Source organism: Streptomyces sp. NRRL S-1813, assembly GCF_000719605.1.
Classification (GTDB): domain Bacteria; phylum Actinomycetota; class Actinomycetes; order Streptomycetales; family Streptomycetaceae; genus Streptomyces; species Streptomyces decoyicus.
The window spans coordinates 1-241 of record NZ_JOHB01000111.1 but is presented as its reverse complement, the minus strand read 5'-3'; the positions used below and the strand labels follow the sequence as shown (position 1 = coordinate 241).

1 protein-coding gene is annotated in these 241 nt (G+C 66.4%); it reads right to left on the bottom strand.

The window, feature by feature from the left end; translation table 11 throughout:
* A partial coding sequence (locus tag IF67_RS40105; RefSeq protein WP_037840474.1) for an ALF repeat-containing protein occupies positions 1 to 241 on the bottom strand: 241 nt, incomplete at both ends.

The window sequence follows — 241 nt, the reverse complement described above, 5'->3', positions numbered from 1 at the left end:
GGCCAGTGCGGCCTTGGACGCCTCCTTCACACCGGGGCCGCCGGCGTTGTTGATCTGGGAGACGCGCACGGCGTAGTCGGTGACGGCCACGTCGTACTGCCCGGCCGTGTAGAAGTCGCTGACCTGCTGATCGGAACCCTTGAGCGCTTCTGAAGCACCCTTGCGCACGACCTCGTAGGGGCTTTCCGTGCTGAGCTGGGAGACCTGCTCACGGATCTCGTCCTGGGCGGCCTGCTTCCAC